Origin of the sequence: Streptomyces sp. NBC_01288 (assembly GCF_035982055.1) — a bacterium.
GTDB lineage: Bacteria > Actinomycetota > Actinomycetes > Streptomycetales > Streptomycetaceae > Streptomyces.
In genome coordinates, this window is record NZ_CP108427.1 from 9186679 (window position 1) to 9200719 (window position 14041).

General features: G+C 72.6%; 12 protein-coding genes. 6 read left to right on the forward strand and 6 right to left on the reverse strand.

Annotated elements, in window-relative coordinates:
* Positions 1-73: 73 nt before the first annotated feature.
* The 3 genes from OG194_RS41275 to OG194_RS41285 all read right to left on the reverse strand — a co-directional run bounded on the left by OG194_RS41275 (position 74) and on the right by OG194_RS41285 (position 3795).
* Entirely contained in the window at positions 74-754 is a 681-nt protein-coding gene (locus OG194_RS41275; RefSeq protein WP_327405825.1) for a class I SAM-dependent DNA methyltransferase, read from the reverse strand.
* Between the two features lie 196 nt (positions 755-950).
* The gene (locus tag OG194_RS41280) at positions 951-3143 is read right to left on the reverse strand and encodes a hypothetical protein (protein WP_327405826.1); all 2193 of its coding nucleotides are present in this window, start codon (positions 3141-3143) and stop codon (positions 951-953) included.
* A 73-nt stretch (positions 3144-3216) separates the two neighbouring features.
* Positions 3217-3795, reverse strand: coding sequence for a TetR/AcrR family transcriptional regulator (locus OG194_RS41285; RefSeq protein ID WP_327405827.1), 579 nt, complete (start codon positions 3793-3795; stop codon positions 3217-3219).
* Between the two features lie 227 nt (positions 3796-4022).
* Between OG194_RS41285 and OG194_RS41290 the strand changes: the two genes are divergently transcribed.
* The 4 genes from OG194_RS41290 to OG194_RS41305 are packed head-to-tail and all read left to right on the forward strand — an operon-like array spanning position 4023 to position 8965.
* Complete coding sequence (locus tag OG194_RS41290) at positions 4023-4610, forward strand: 2Fe-2S iron-sulfur cluster-binding protein (protein WP_327405828.1); 588 nt, start codon at positions 4023-4025, stop codon at positions 4608-4610.
* Positions 4607-5599 (forward strand): FAD binding domain-containing protein, encoded by a 993-nt coding sequence (locus OG194_RS41295; RefSeq protein ID WP_327405829.1) that lies wholly within the window; start codon positions 4607-4609, stop codon positions 5597-5599. The genes OG194_RS41290 and OG194_RS41295 overlap by 4 nt, the downstream gene beginning before the upstream one ends.
* Positions 5596-7731, forward strand: a complete 2136-nt coding sequence (locus tag OG194_RS41300; protein WP_327405830.1) for a xanthine dehydrogenase family protein molybdopterin-binding subunit — start codon at positions 5596-5598, stop codon at positions 7729-7731. The genes OG194_RS41295 and OG194_RS41300 overlap by 4 nt, the downstream gene beginning before the upstream one ends.
* Positions 7724-8965 (forward strand): XdhC family protein, encoded by a 1242-nt coding sequence (locus OG194_RS41305; protein ID WP_327405831.1) that lies wholly within the window; start codon positions 7724-7726, stop codon positions 8963-8965. Before OG194_RS41300 ends, OG194_RS41305 begins: the two co-directional genes overlap by 8 nt.
* Before the next feature lie 10 nt (positions 8966-8975).
* Here OG194_RS41305 and OG194_RS41310 read toward each other — a convergent pair whose 3' ends face one another.
* Together OG194_RS41310 and OG194_RS41315 are read right to left on the reverse strand one after the other, a co-directional pair.
* The gene (locus OG194_RS41310) at positions 8976-9659 is read right to left on the reverse strand and encodes an HAD family hydrolase (protein WP_327405832.1); all 684 of its coding nucleotides are present in this window, start codon (positions 9657-9659) and stop codon (positions 8976-8978) included.
* A 19-nt stretch (positions 9660-9678) separates the two neighbouring features.
* Positions 9679-10155: an Lrp/AsnC family transcriptional regulator gene (locus tag OG194_RS41315; RefSeq protein WP_327405833.1), complete on the reverse strand. Its 477-nt coding sequence runs from the start codon at positions 10153-10155 to the stop codon at positions 9679-9681.
* A gap of 190 nt (positions 10156-10345) precedes the next feature.
* On the opposite strand from OG194_RS41315, the gene OG194_RS41320 reads away from it, so the two are divergent.
* Positions 10346-11839, forward strand: a complete 1494-nt coding sequence (locus tag OG194_RS41320) for an FUSC family protein (protein WP_327405834.1) — start codon at positions 10346-10348, stop codon at positions 11837-11839.
* 118 nt (positions 11840-11957) lie between these two features.
* A complete protein-coding gene (locus tag OG194_RS41325) occupies positions 11958-12995 on the forward strand; it encodes a lactonase family protein (RefSeq protein ID WP_327405835.1) in 1038 nt (345 codons plus the stop codon).
* 90 nt (positions 12996-13085) lie between these two features.
* Here OG194_RS41325 and OG194_RS41330 read toward each other — a convergent pair whose 3' ends face one another.
* Positions 13086-14009, reverse strand: a complete 924-nt coding sequence (locus tag OG194_RS41330) for a sirohydrochlorin chelatase (RefSeq protein ID WP_327405836.1) — start codon at positions 14007-14009, stop codon at positions 13086-13088.
* Between the last annotated feature and the right edge of the window lie 32 nt (positions 14010-14041).

Sequence of the window (14041 nt, forward strand, 5' to 3'; positions counted from 1 at the left end):
GGGCTGGGATGCTCCGTCACACGCTTCGTCCCGTCACTGGTACGGCAGCGGCCGCCGGGTCGGTCCTACGGCCTCAGTCGCGCCGTCGGCAGCAGAGGAAGACCTGTTCCTCCGGCGGGACGTCGGCGGTCGCCGGGGCGTAGGTGTAGGAGTTCTCCTTCACGATCTCGAAGCCGGCCGTGTCCAGGATCTTGTGCAGGTCTTCGAGGAGATAGCCGGACACCCTGATCGTGTGCCCGAGGAAGGGGATCTCAAAGTCGTCCACGTGAGCTTCCACCATCGACAGGGCGAACAGCCCTCCCGGATGCAACAGGTGGTGGATCGTGCGCAGGGCGAGCGGGATCTCCGAGCGCGGGAGCATCAGCAGGGAGAAGAACGCGGCGACGCCGTCGAAACGGCCCAGGTCACGGGGGCCGCCCGGGCGCAGGTCCGCGAGGTCGAGCTGGTGGAACGTGGCGGTGGGGACGTACTCGCCGGCCATCGCCACCATCCGGGCGGACAGGTCCACGCCGACGACCTCGAAACCCGCGTCGGCCAGCTGCCGGGCGGTCGGCACACCCGTGCCGGAGCCGAGGTCCAGCACGCGGGCGCCCGGATCCAGGGACTCGATCAGCCACTCACCGGCGCCGACCTGGCCTTCCTTGTGCGGGAAGGCCTCGTCGTACCGGTCCCCAATGGCATCGAAGGCCTCGGCCTGACCGGTGCGGTCGAGCCGAAGGCTGTCGTAGCCGGACCCGTCGTGCGTTCCGCTCACTGAAGTGGCCTTTCGTCCGCGCATAGAGGATTGTCCCACAAGTCTGTGAAGTGAGGTTTCGGCGGAAAAAGAACGTGAGGGGCGCCCTGGGGCACCCCTCACGGAACGTCGAGGGCGAGGAAAGCGGACGGACTGATTTCAAGGAGTAGTTGAGAAGGAAGCCCGTCCATGGCCTCGCCGGGGTCGACGTTAGCAGTCAGGCGGGGATCAGGTCGCGCAGATTTTCGAGAGTGACGATGAGAGATCCGGCGGGCAGCTCGGCAGGGCGGCTCATTCCGATGAAGGTGACCGGTCCGTCCGGGACCGTCTCGCCGTCCCACAGGGTCACCTTCGTCGCGTCCCCGCTCATCAGGTCGACGAGATGGCGCACGGTGAGCTGCTCGCGCTCGACGATGCCGCGCAGCAGGTTGGCCACCGTCACGCGGTTCTCCTCGACCCGGTTCGCCGACGGGCTGCCCTTGAGGTACAGGTGCAGCCACTTCGCCCGCCAGCCGCCGTCCTCCCCGCGCAGGAACACCAGCGGCAGCGCGACCCGCCCCGTACCGCGCAGCTCCGACTTCATCCGCACGGTACGCGGCTCGAACGGCCGCCCCTGCTGCTCGCCTTCACGCAGCATGAACCCGAAGAACGACTCCTCGACCTCCTCGAAGCCCTCGCCCGCGAAGATGTTGACCTGCGGCACGACAAACGCCCCGCGCACGGCACCCAGCCGCAGATTGATGAACTCCGAGGCCCCGTCCGGCGCTTCGACGATGTCACCGGAGTGCTCGCCCTCGACCTCGGCGAGCGAGGTGTACGACAGCCACGTGTTCGTCGAGTAGTCGGCGTTCAGCATCAGCGCCGACAGGTCGAAGTCGGTGCGCCGCTCGGTCTCCTTCCAGTACACGAAGAACCGCAGCAACTCGCCCTCGACCGCCGACAAGGACCCGCGCGGCAGCACGCCGAGCCCGGCCGCCGTCGCCTTCCCGCTCAACGGCAGCGCCACGTCCAGCACCTCCGGATCGACCAACAGCCGCTCCGGAGAAGGCAATCGACGCCGCGTCTCGCCGTCGAGCGCGGCGATCAGCCGTTCCCGCTCCGCCGGTCCTACGACCGCCCGCTCGTCGTCGGTCACCCAGGCCTGGCCGCGCCGGTTCACGAAGACCCGCAACTCCCCGGTGTCCCGGGCCCGGTTGTGCAGATGCTCGCGCACCGACAGCACGACCCGGCCCGACACCTTGGGCGCGACCTGCTCGGCGGCGGTCACCACGGCGTCCCGCTCCTCCTGCGTGAGCGCCGTGCGCAGCAGCCGGTCCAGCGCGCGGAACAGCTTGCCGGGCGCGGACTTCAGCAGCGTCAGCGCGCCCAACAGGTCGGCCTCTCCGAGGAGTTCCTCGACCCGGCCGTCGAGCGACCGCGCCGTCAGCTCTCCTCGCGCCACCGCGAACACGTCGGCGGCGTGCGGCCATCGCGGGTACTCGTGCGGGTGCAGCCGCTCCCCGAGCCGCTTCCACTCCTCGCGGTGCGCGTGCACGTCGGCGAGCTTGGCGGGGGACGCGGCGATCACGGAGTCCAGCCCGGCGAGCAACGCCCGCCGCACCGGCCGGGACAGCGAACGGAAACGGGTCGGCTCCACCAGCGTCACATCGCCGTCCGACAGCGCGCAGGCCAGCCGCAGCACATCGGTGACGGTGTCCAGCAGCAGCTCCGAACCAACCTTCAGACGGGCCTGGTTGATGATCGCGCGGTTCTCCCGGACCGGGATCACCTCGGGCTGCGGGCCGTCGACACACCGCTCGGCCAGCGCCCGCAGATCAGGCCGGTGCTCGTCGCTCAGGGGTGTGGTGCTGCTCGCCAACGCCAGGTAGAGCGCGGTGAGTTCGTCGGCCAGGTCACCGCCCGCGTGCAGCACCGTGAGCCGGTCGCCCGCCGCCGCGATCAACTCGTCCTGGGTGGCGAGCAGTTCGGCGTACGTGTGCTGATATCTGCCGTACGTCGGCAGGCTGAGGAGGTTCACCACGCCGGTCCGCAACTGCTTGAGCGTGGAGACCGGGGTCTCTTCGTCGCGGAGCGCCTCGGCGACACACGACATCCAGAAGTCCACGGTGTCGGGCACGTTGGCCGGGAAGTCGATGAAGTAGGCGTTGTGCTGCACGTGATCGCCGACCAGCTCGCGGACGGTCCGCAGCGTGCGTCCGGCGATACGGACGACCGTCTCCTCGGGCAGCTTCGACAGCCGTTCCAGCAGTTCGGCGGAGAGCTTGAAGCCCACGGAGAGCAGCGCGGCGTCGAACTGCCGCGCAGCGGTGGCGCCTTCACTCACGGGGCCGGTGGCTTCACCGGAGGGATCCGTGGGGAGGGGGACGCGGAACGTGTGCCGGAGGACCAGTGGTTCGAGACGGTCGATCATTCCGGCATGGTCCCAGAACCGAACAAGCGGGCGCATTCGGGTTTCCCGCGGAGGGCGCGGCGGGGGACGCGGGTCAGCGTCCGGGCGCTCCCGTCCGCAGTCCGTCCATGACCAGGTCCAGGAGCCGTTCGGCGCGCCCCTGCCAGTCGCCGTGCGGTTCGATCTGCCACAGGCCCGCGATGGCGAGAAAGAAGTCGTCGGGGGTGACGCCCGGGCGGATGGTGCCGGCCTCGTCGTTCGCCCGCAGGAGGAGCGCGACGGCCTCCGTCACCGCGCCGTGCCCAGGCCTGGCCGGGGTGCCGGACGCTCCGGCCGCCTGCCGCAGCGCCCCGGCCAGGCCGACCTTGGCCCTGGCGAACCGGGCGAGGCGGTCCATCCACTCCCGCAGCGCCCGGTCCGGCGCGCCCGTCTCCAGCAACGGGGCCGCCGCGTCGGCGACCTGCTGCATCTCGTGGCGGTAGATCTCCAGCAGGAGGGCTTCGCGGTTGGGGAAGTTGCGGTAGAACGTGCCCTGTCCGACACCGGCCTTCCGGGCGATCGTGCTCAGCGGGACGTCCGCCGCGAGCGTCAGCTCGGCGAGCGCCACTTCGAGGATGCGCTCGCGGTTCCGCTGGGCGTCCGAGCGCTGGGGCGTGCCCAACTCCTCGCGCACTCCTCCTCCTTCGGGGAAATCCGGCAGAGCCGACCTTGCTAAGCGGACAGCTGTCCGTTAGGTTCCTGGGTAACGGACAGCTGTCCGTTTAGAGTTCACTCTACCGGCAGAACGGGCCGCGCGAACGGCCGGACCGGTCGCCGACCGACATCTTCGTGCGACCCGTGGGCTCACGGATCCCCTCGTCCGACTTCGACGCGCCCCCCATCCGCGAGAGAAGGCTGATCATGGCCCCATCGACGTCCAGCGTCATCACCCTGAACATCAACGGAGAGAAGCACACGCTGCCCGTCGACCACCGCACCACCCTGCTCGACGCCCTGCGTGAACACCTCGACCTCACCGGCACGAAGAAGGGCTGCGACCAGGGGCAGTGCGGGGCCTGCACGGTGCTGCTCGACGGCCGCCGGGTCGTCTCCTGCCTCCAGTTGGCGGTGGCCGCCGAGGGGCGCGCCGTCACCACCATCGAAGGCGTCGCCGATCACGGCCGGCTGCATCCCGTGCAGCAGGCGTTCCTCGACCTCGACGGTTACCAGTGCGGCTACTGCACCCCGGGCCAGATCTGTTCGGCCCTCGCGGTGATCGAGGAGCACGCGGCGGGCTGGCCCAGCGCCGTCACCGCCGACGTACGGCCCGAGGCGGGGCCGCCACCCCTCACCGCCGAGGAGATCCGGGAGCGGATGAGCGGCAACCTGTGCCGGTGCGGCGCGTATGTGTCGATCGTCCAGGCGGTCGCCCGGGCGGCCGAGGCGCGGCGGACGGAAGCACCGTGGGCCGAGGAGGAGCAGGACAACGTCAAGGAGGCCGTGGCATGAGGGAGTTCGAGTACCGGCGGGTGCTCGACGTCTCCGGCGCGGTCGCGCTGCTCGACGCCGAGCCCGACGCCCGTTTCCTCGGCGGCGGCACCAATCTCGTCGACCTGATGAAGGCCGGCGTGGAGCGTCCCACGCGGCTCGTCGACGTACGCGAACTGCCCCTGGACCGCGTCGAGACGACGCCGGACGGTGGCCTGCGCATCGGCGCCACCGTCACCAACAGCGACCTCGCCGCGCATCCCGAAGTGCGGCTCCGTTACCCGGCGTTGACCCAGGCGGTGCTGGCCGCCGCCTCCGGCCAGTTGCGCAACATGGCCACGGTCGGCGGAAATCTACTCCAGCGCACCCGCTGCGCCTACTTCACCGACGTGACCCAGCCCTGCAACAAGCGGGCCCCCGGCAGCGGTTGCCCCGCGCTGAGGGGTGAACACCGCAACCACGCGATCCTGGGTGCCTCCGAGCACTGCGTGGCCACCCACCCCTCCGACATGGCGGTGGCGCTGGCGGCCTTCGACGCGGTCGTGTCGTACGAAACCGCCGCCGGGCCGGGGCAGTTGGCGCTCACGGACCTCTATCTCCCCGTGGGCGACACCCCGCACCGCGAGACCGCGCTGCCGCCGGGCGCGCTGATCACCGGGGTCACGCTGCCGCCCGCCCCCGTCGCCGCCAACTCCCGCTACCGGAAGGTGCGCGAGCGTGCCTCCTTCGCCTTCGCGATCGGCTCGATCGCCGCCGCCCTCGACGTGCGCGACGGTGTCGTGCACGAGGTACGGCTGGCCTTCGGGGCGGTGGCGTCACGGCCGTGGCGGGCGCGGCGGGCCGAGCGGGTGCTGACCGGGGGACCGGCGAGCGCCGAGGCGTTCATGGCGGCCGCGGACGCCGAACTGGCCGCCGCCCAGCCGCTGTCGGACAACGCCTACAAGGTCACCCTGCTGCGCAATCTCGTCGTGGCCGTACTGACCGAACTCGCCGAGGAGACCGCTCGATGACCACCACGACTCAGGCCGTCCGGTCGACGGGTGCCTTCGGAACCGCCCACACCCGCGTCGAGGGACGGGACAAGGTCACCGGCGCGGCCCGCTACGCGGGAGACTTCCCCTTCGCCGAACTCGCCCACGGCTGGCTGGTGTTGTCCACCGTCGCCCGAGGCCGCATCCGCACCGTCAAGACCGACCCGGTGCTCGCGATGCCCGGAGTCCTCGCCGTCCTGCACCACGAGAACGCACCCCGTGTCACCACCGACTACATGAGCGTCGTGGGCCCACCGGACCCGGCCCTCGGACTGTTCCAGCACGACCAAGTCCCTTACGTGGGCTGGCCGGTGGCGCTGATCGTCGCCGAGACATCCGAGCAGGCCAGGGAGGCCGCCGAGGCGCTGGTGGTCGACTACGACGCGGAGCCGCACGACATCGCGTTCCATGCCGGGCACCCCGACGCCTACCTGCCCGCGGGCTCGCCCGCCGGACCGGCCGAGGTGGTGAAGGGCGACGTGGAGGACGCCCTCGCCCGGTCCGCCGTGGTCGTCGACGAGGAGTACACGACACCCGAGGAGCACCACAGCCCCCTGGAACCCCATGCCGCGACGGCCCGTTGGGAGGCCGGACGGCTCGACGTCGTCGACTCCAACCAGAGCACCGTGTGGGTGGCCGGCGAACTCGCGAAACTCTTCTCCCTCGACCCGGCGGCCGTGCGGGTGCGGTCCGAACACGTCGGCGGCGGCTTCGGATCCAAGGGGGTACGGCCGCACCAGGTGGCCGCCGCGATGGCCGCGACCGTTCTCCAGCGCCCGGTCCGCGTGGTGTTGACGCGCCGTCAGATGTTCTCCCTCGTCGGCTACCGCAGCCCCACCACCCAGCGCGTCAGGCTCGGCGCCGACCCCGACGGCCGACTGCGCGCCCTCGACCACCAGGCACTCAGCCTCACCTCGACCGTGCACGAATTCGTCGAACCGAGCGCCGCGTTCGGACGCCCGCTGTACGACGCCGACGCCCACCACTCCGCCTTCCGGGTCGTACGGCTCGACCTGCCGACCCCTACCTTCATGCGCGCCCCGGGGGAGGCGCCGGGCTCCTTCGCGCTGGAGTCCGCGCTCGACGAACTCGCCGAGAAGTGCGGACTCGACCCGATCGCCCTGCGCGTCCGCAACGAACCCGCGGTGGGGCCCGTCTCCGGACTCCCCTTCAGCAGCCGCAACCTGCTCGCCTGCTTCGACGAGGGCGCCCGGCGCTTCGGCTGGGCCGACCGCGACCCCCGCCCCGGCGTGCGCCGCGACGGGCGCTGGCTGCTCGGCACCGGCATGGCCGCGGCCACCTTCCACGTCGGGGTCGGCCCCTCCACGGCGGCCGTCACCGCGGAGGCGGACGGCACCTACACCGTGCGGATCAACGCGACGGACATCGGCACCGGCGCCCGCACCGCGCTGACCCTGATCGCCGCGGAGTCGCTGGAGACGGAGCCGGCCCGGGTCCGCGTGCACATCGGGGACAGCGACCTCGGAGCCGCGATGTTCGCGGGAGGCTCGATGGGCACCCGCTCCTGGGCCTGGGCGGTGATGCGGGCGGCGGCCGACCTGCGGGAGCAACTGGCCCTGGGCGGCGACATCCCGCCCGACGGCATCACCGCGCGAAGCGACACCGCCGAGGCCGTCGCCGCGCTCGCCAAGAAGGAACGGCACTCCTTCGGCGCGCAGTTCGCCGAGGTCGCCGTGGACGTCGCCAGCGGTGAGGTCCGGGTACGACGGCTGCTCGGCATCTTCGCCGCCGGACGCATCGTCAACCCGCTGACCGCGCGCGGCCAGTTCGTCGGCGGGATGATCTGGGGCATCTCCATGGCCCTGCACGAGGAGGCGGTCCGCGACACGGCGTCCGGCGCCCAGGTCGGACCGGACCTCGCCAACTACCACTTCTCCGCCAACGCCGACGTACCGGCCGTCGAGGCGGACTGGGTCGACGACCCCGACCCGGACGACCCGGTCGGCATCAAGGGCATCGGCGAGATAGGGGTCGTAGGGACCGCCGCGGCGATAGCCAACGCCGTCTGGCACGCCACCGGCGTCCGCCACCGCGCCCTGCCGATCCGCCCCGACCGGGTCCTGACCGCGGGCGGGTCGCCAAGTGCTTGACATCGCCGAGGAGTTGGACAGCTGGATGCGGGACGGCCGGGACTTCGCCGTCGCGACCGTCGTCACCGTGGGCGGCAGCGCACCGCGCCCACCCGGTGCCGCGCTCGCCGTCGACACCGACGGCACGGTGATCGGCTCGGTCTCCGGCGGCTGCGTCGAGGGCGCGGTCTACGACCTGTGCGTGCAGGCGCTCCAGGACGGCGAGCCGGTCCGCGAACGCTTCGGCTACAGCGACGAGGACGCCTTCGCCGTGGGCCTGACCTGCGGCGGGGTCATCGACGTCCTGGTCACGCCGGTGCGTGGGGGTGACCCGGTGTACGCCGCGGGGTTGGCGGCGGCGGCCGGGGGCGAGCCGGTGGCGCTCGCCCGGGTGGCCCGGGGGCCCGCCGAACTGCTCGGCAGGGCGCTGCTGGTGTATCCCGACGGGAGGCACGAGGGCAGCCTCGGCGCGAGGGGCGAGGGCGGCCCGGGCGAGGGCGGCCCGGGCAGGGCGGACGCGTGTGGCCCCGGCGAGGCGGACGAGAGCGGCCGCCACCGACCGCACGAAGGCCCCCGCGTCGGCCGGCCCCACCTGGACCGTACGTCGGCGGCGCAGGCCCGCGCGCTGCTGGACCTCGGCCGTACCGGATCCGTCGAGATCTCGGAGGACGGCTCGTACTGCCCCGGTGGGCTGACCCTCTTCGTCGAGTCCAGCGTGCCCGCACCCCGCATGATCGTCTTCGGTGCCGTCGACTTCGCGGCGGCGCTGGTGCGGGCCGGCAAGTTCCTGGGCTATCGAGTGACCGTGTGCGACGCCCGGCCCGTCTTCGCCACCCGGAGCCGGTTCCCGGACGCCGACGAGATCGTGGTCGACTGGCCGCACCGCTACCTCCGGCACACGGCCACGGACGAGCGCACGGTCCTTTGCGTACTCACCCACGACGCCAAGTTCGACATACCGCTCCTCGGAGAGGCACTGAGGCTGCCCGTCGCCTTCGTCGGAGCCATGGGCTCGCGCCGGACCCACGAGGACCGCAACCGACGGCTCCGCGAAGTCGGCGTCAGCGAGCGGGAGTTGGCCCGGCTGCGCTCTCCGATCGGCCTCGACCTGGGCGGCCGCACGCCCGAGGAGACGGCCCTGTCCATCGCGGCGGAGATCGTCGCCCTGCGCAACGGCGGCTCGGGCGTCCCGCTGACCGGCTCGGCGGCACCGATCCACCGCGACCGGGACAAGATCGTGCTGGGGGCGTCCTGAAGCGGACCGGTCAGCCCTCGGCCAGCCAGCCGTACGCCCCCTGCGCACTGAACTCGGCCTGCCCGCCCCGCAGTAGCAGCCCCGCCGACGCGAACTCGGGGGCGTCGGCCTGCGCGGCCACGTACGGGATCGCGATGCAGCGCATCCCGGCCGCGTGTGCCGCCGCCGCGCCCGGTGCCGCGTCCTCCAGGACCACACAGTCGGCCGGAGCCGCCCCGAGCCTGCGCGCGGCCTCCAGGAAGACGTCCGGCGCGGGCTTGCCCCGGGCCACCTCGTCCGCCGAGACCGCGGTCCGCAGCGACGCGTCGAGCCCGGTGCCGGTCAGGATCGCCTCGATGGCCTCCGGCGACGAACCCGACGCCACCGCCATCGGCACCCCCTCCGCCGCGAGCAGCTCCACGAACTTCCGCATCTCCGGGTACACGCGCGTGGCGGCCCGGGCCAGCGCCAGATAACGGCGGTTGGTCTCCGCGAGCAACTCCTCCACCGGCGCCTTCAGGCCGTAGCGCTCCTTCAGGAGGACGAGGGTCTCCTGGGTGCTGATGCCGACGAAGCGTTCGTGCCGGGCCCAGGTGAAGTCCGGGACGCCGTGCTCGGCGAGGGTCTGCCGGGTGGCTTCGTAGTAGTTCGGCTCGCTGTCCACGAGTGTTCCGTCGAGATCGAAGATGACCGAGAGGCCGCCGAGATTGCTCATGGGTTCAGGATGCCAAGGGTCACGTGCGGGCCGCGCGGCCGATCGACTCCACCAGCGGCAGCAGGCGGTGCGGGACGCGCTCGCGCAGCGCCATCTCGGTCCGGGTGCGGACCACACCCGGCAGGCTGATCAGCCGCTGGATCACGTCCTCCAGGTGGCCGTTGTCCCGCGCGACGACCCGGGTGAGCAGGTCCCCGCCACCGGTGATCGAGAACGCCTCGACGATCTCCGGTACGGCGGCCAGCGCGTCCCCGACCTCGTCGAGATGCCCCTGGGTGACCTCGATGTGCACGAACGCGAGCACCGGGTGCCCGAGCGCGGCGGGGGAGAGGGAGGGGCCCGTACCGGTGATCACCCCGTCCCGCTCCATCCGGTCGAGCCGGGCCTGGAGCGTGCCGCGGGCGACGCCGAGCAGCCGGGCGTACTCGCGCACGCTGGTACGCGGCTGCTCCAGAAGCAGCCTGAGGATGCGGGTGTCGAGTTCGTCCACGCTCATGAGGCAAGACTGTACCAATGGCCCAGCACCCTGTGACCGGGCCAATGGACCAGTGGATCGGGGACCACTTGAGCCACTCGCCCCGATGATGCTCTCATGGGCATGTCGATGGCGCTGCGGACCTCCGCGGCGCCTTTTTCATGCCGGTGTTCGGTCGGCGTCCAGGGGCAGTCGCAGGGGGCGGGAAGCAGTGCTGAAAAGGGTGTTCGTGGCTCCGGACCCGGGGTGCGTGCGGCTGCGGTTCGCCGCTCGGGCCGTCCTCGGCATCGGTCTCGCGGTCGTCGTCTGCGGGCTGACCGGGCAGTCCCTCGCGGGCGCAGTCACCGGCGGTCTCGCCGCGCTGCTCGCCCTGTTCACGGTGACGGACGCCACGGTGCGCGGGCAGGCCGTCACCACCGCGCTGCTGCCCTGCGTGGGCCTGCCGGTGCTCGCCGCCGCGGCCGAACTGCACGACCACGCCGTCGCCCGGGACCTCACCTTCCTCGCGGTGGTCGGCGCCGGCGTCTACGCGCGCCGCTGGGGACCGCGCGGCCACAGCCTCGGCGTCTTCGCGTTCATGACCTTCTTCGTGGCGCAGTTCCTGCATGCGACCACGGACCAACTGCCCGTGCTCTACGCGGCAGTTGTCCTCTCCGTGCTCACCGCGTCGACGGTCCGCTTCGGCTTCTGGTGCTACGAACGCCGGTTGCCCCCGACCGCCGTACCCGCCCCAACTGTCGGTCGGGGCCTGGCCCGTGTGACCACGAGGCAGGCGGTCCAGGCGACCGCCGGTGCCGGATTCGCGCTCGTGGTGGGCCAGTTGGTGTCCGGGCAGCGCTGGTACTGGGCCGTCGGCGCCACCTGGTGGATCTTCGTGAACACCGCCTCGCGTGGCGAGACCGTGGTCCGCGGCTTCCGTCGCGTCCTCGGCACGGTCCTCGGCATCGCCCTGGGCCTGCTCGTCGCCGTACCGGTCCACGGCGCCCCCGTCCCCACCGCGATCCTGGTCGCCGCCTGCGTCTTCGGCATCTTCTACTCGGCCGCCGTCTCCTACACCTGGATGATGCTCTCCGTGACCTTGATGGCAGAGCTGCTCTACGGCCTCCTCGGCGTCCTGAACCCCGGCCTGCTGGCGCTGCGGTTCGCGGAGACCGGCGTCGGCGCGCTGGGCGCCGTACTGGCCGTCCTCCTCGTCCTCCCGGTGACCACCCACACCACCACCGACGCCTGGATCCAACGCGCCCTGCGCTGCGTCCACACCTGCACCGCCGAGGCCACCGCCCGCCTCGCCGGTTCCGCGACGGCCGACCCCGCCGGCCGCGTAGCCGAACTGGAGCAACTCCTGGGCCGGGTACGGCTCTCCGTCGCCCCCCTCGTGCACCCGCTGAACCCCGCGCTCGGCCGCAAGCGCCGCGCCCGCCGGGTCCTCACCCTGCTCGACGACTGCGCCCGCGAGATCCGCGGCCTCGTCGTGGTGGCCGCGGACCCCGAGGCATCCCACGACGCCCGCCTGGCCGCCGCCTGCTGGCGCGTGGAGGCCGCGGTCGAGGCACTCACCGACGGCGACGCGTCACACCTCACGGCCTCGGCGGCCCGGCCACCCGCGGAGCCCGCGCTGGCCCACCTCCACGGCCTGGAACGGGCCCTCGCGGAGCTGGCGGAGCCCCTGCGTGCGCGGTCCGGTTCGCGGCTCGTCGGGGCGTGAGCCGGTACGGGAGCGAGACCGGTACGGCCGGGCCGAGAAAGGTCCGGGATTTGGTCTAGACCGGTCATGATCGGCTGCTACCGTCACCCCGGACGGCACTGACCGAGAGGGGACAGCGGTGGCAGACGGCGGCAGGCGGGGGCGGCGGGCCTTCATCGGGTCGTTCACGGCGGCGGGCGGCCCGGGTGTCGTCGCGGCGGCCGTGGACGCGGACAGCGGCGCGCTGACCGTCCTGAGCAGTGTCAACGGCGTCCCCGACCCCTCGTATCTGGCCCTGGCACCCGACGGGGACACGCTCTACGCCGTCAGCGAGACGGCCGAGGGCGCGGTGGCCGCGTACCGCGTGAACGGCGACAGGCCCGAGCCGCTCGGTCCGCCGGTGCGCGTGGGCGGCGCGGGGCCGACGTACCTGAGCCTGTTCGCGGGGCACCTCCTGACCGCCGACTACGGCTCCGGCAGCGTCACCGCCGTGCCGGTCCGCCCGGACGGCACCCTGGCGAGCCGCCCCTCCGGACAGCTCCGGCACACCGGCTCCGGCCCGCACCAGCAGCGCCAACAGGGTCCGCACGCCCACCAGATCCAGCCCGACCCGAGCGGCCGCTGGGCGGTCAGCGTCGACCTCGGCACGGACTCCGTGCGGGTGTGCACGCTGGAGGACGGACGTCCCGTACTGCACCGCGAGATCGCGCTGCGACCCGGCTCGGGCCCCCGCCACCTGGCCTTCCACCCCGACGGCAGCCACGCCTACGTCCTCAACGAACTCACGCCGACCGTCACCGTCTGCCGCTGGGACGCCGGGAGCGGCTCACTGAAGCCGCTGACCGAGGTGCCGGTCCTGCCCGGCCCGCCGGACGGCGACGCCGCCTACCCCTCGGGCATCGTGACCTCGCCGGACGGCCGCTTCGTCTGGACGGCGACCCGCGGCGAGGACGTGCTGTCCGTCCTCGCCGTCGAGGGCGACGGGCTGCGACTGATCGGGACGGTGCCCTGCGAGGGCCACTGGCCGCGCGCGATCGCCCAGGCCGGGGGGCGTCTGTACGTCGCGAACGAGCGCTCCGGCGACGTGACTTGGTTCACCGTCGACCCCGCCACGGGCGTTCCACGACGCGGCGGCTCGATCAAGGTGACCGCCGCGTCCTGCGTGGTTTTCGACTGACCCGCTGTCGTCCCTACGGCATGCCGAAGGGCCCACTCCCGCGTGAGGAGGGGCCCTTTCGGCGCTACGGCGTACGCGTGCGGGGGTCGATCAGCGAACCGGAGCGCCCTGCGGCTGCGGCGGGGTGATGCCCAGCGCCATCGTGTACTTGGCGAGCGCGAGCTTGCCGATCGCCGGGTACGGACCGAGCGCCTCGGCGGCGGCACAGCCGGCCTCGGCGGCGGCCGCCTCCAGCAGACCCGCGTCGATCTCGGGACCGATCAGATACGGCGCCAGCGCCAGGTGCTGCGAACCCGACCCGCGCAACTGCTCCGCGATCGCCGCGATCGAACCTTCCTGGTCCAGAGCCGCAGCCATCACCGGCACGGCGAGCCGCGCGGCGAGCAGCATGCCGGTGATCCCGGCCGCCTGCACGGCCTCCTCGCCGCCCACGGACGCGAGGACGATGCCGTCCGCGGCGGTGGTCACGGTGAACAGCCGGGCGCGGTCGGCACGGGCCAGACCCGCCTCGGACAGCCGCACGTGCAGCGCCTCGGCGAGCAACGGGTGCGGGCCGAGCACATCGGTCAGGTCGGCCGCGACACGGCTGTCCATGACGGCCTGGCGGACCTGGCGCAGCAGCGCGCTGTCCGGACCGGCGAGCAGCGGCACGACGACGGCCACCGGCCCGTCGGGCTCCTTGACGTCGGCGCCGGCGGCCCTGGCCTGCTCGAAGCGGGCGGTGCGCTCCTCAGCGGCGTGCGCGAGCACGGACGTCAACGTGGGGAACTCGGAGTCGTCCCCGTCGAGATAACCGATGCGGCCGTCGAGACCGGGCAGCTCGGAGCGCGCGATGCTCACGACCTCCTCGGCGAGGCTGCGCGTGGCGGCGCTGGGCGTGCCCGGCACGGCGAGAACCAGCGCGGGCGCGCCTTCGGGAGCCGCCAGCTGCTCGGGTCGGCGGTGCCGCCCGGGCTGGCGAGGTCGCGGCATTCGTACTGGCAGGCCGGACGCGGGCCCAGTGGGGGAGCTCATGGCGAGGCATGTTACTGGCTTCCTGGGCTCCC